Source organism: Acidobacteriota bacterium, assembly GCA_030949985.1.
GTDB lineage: Bacteria > Acidobacteriota > Polarisedimenticolia > J045 > J045 > JALTMS01.
The window spans coordinates 1-1,232 of sequence record JAUZRX010000130.1 but is presented as its reverse complement, the minus strand read 5'-3'; the positions used below and the strand labels follow the sequence as shown (position 1 = coordinate 1,232).

The following is a 1,232-nucleotide window of genomic DNA, read 5'->3' as shown; positions in this document are numbered from 1 at the left end:
GCGGGCCCTCGACAACGTGTTCATCGAACGGCTCTGGCGTTCCCTCAAGTACGAGGAGGTTTACCTTCATGGGTACAGGGACGGCTTCGAGGCCGCCGACAGCATCGGCCACTACCTGGAGTTCTACAACAACGAGCGGCCATATCAGGGACTCGGCGATCGAGCACCCTACGAGGTGTACACCTCACTGGCTTGGGCAAACGCATGATGAACCAGCGCGATCCACATGTGGAAATCCCCCCCAACCCCCCCCTTTGCGCTCGCCCTGTGGATAACTCTCCGCTACGCTCCGGGTTCCCCACAGGGCAAGCGCCTGCTGCTGGACTCCCTCTCGGATCCACCTTAACTCGCCCCGGGAACTGTCCAACGATTGGGGTCCACCTCAGTGGAACGAGAGGCGCGTGAGAGACGTGCTGCTATCTGATCGTCTGGCCGCGTTTATTCGGTCCCTTCCGGAGCGCCGTGAGTACACTCGGGAGGATCTTCTCGTCGCCGCAGTAAGGCTCGCCGAGGACCCCCACGAGGGTTTTGGTGGTGTACGACGCTCCTTTCGACTGGGTCAACCGTGGTGCGCGTGTGGCCCTGATTGGCGTTACACCGGGCTTCACCCAGATGCAGATCGTCTACCGTGCTGTGCGGGTGAATCTGCTGGCGGGTGCGAGCACGGAAGACGCCTGCAGGTTGGCCAAATACGAAGCCAGTTTTGGTGGAACCATGCGGGGGAATCTCGTGCGGATGCTTGACGAACTCGAAATAGGCAAACTCCTTCGGCTCTCATCCGCAGCCGACCTCTTTGGTCCCGCGTCCCATCTGCTGCACACCACGTCGGTTGTCCGGTACCCCACGTTCCTCGGCTCCCGGAACTATACAGGCAGTCGGCCTCCGCTCCTGCGTTCCGCGTTCCTGATGCGATACGCTCGGGAGGTTCTCGCGCCAGAGCTGTGTCAGCTCCAGGGTGCAGTGTTCGTCCCGCTCGGGAGGAGAGTGGCCGAGGTCTTGGAAATACTGGAGATCGAACGGAGCATCCCGGACGGTAGAATTCTGTATAGATTTCCGCATCCATCGGGGGCAAACGGCCACCGGGCGAGGCAGTTCAAGGAGGCGAAACTAACGCTGAGGCGATGTCTCAAGGAGGCCTTGAGTGCGAGTGTCCCTGCTGGCGCTGTTCAACAACCGCATGCAGTGGACAGCGCGCCGCGCCGCCGCTGATCGGCGAGGCGTTGGGACGCTTG

At 61.6% G+C, this 1,232-nt stretch carries 1 protein-coding gene; it reads left to right on the top strand.

What is annotated here, in order from left to right:
- Window positions 1-208: integrase core domain-containing protein (locus Q9Q40_15630; protein ID MDQ7008652.1), on the top strand; the 208-nt coding region annotated here is incomplete at its 5' end.
- Window positions 209-1,232: the final 1,024 nt, after the last annotated feature.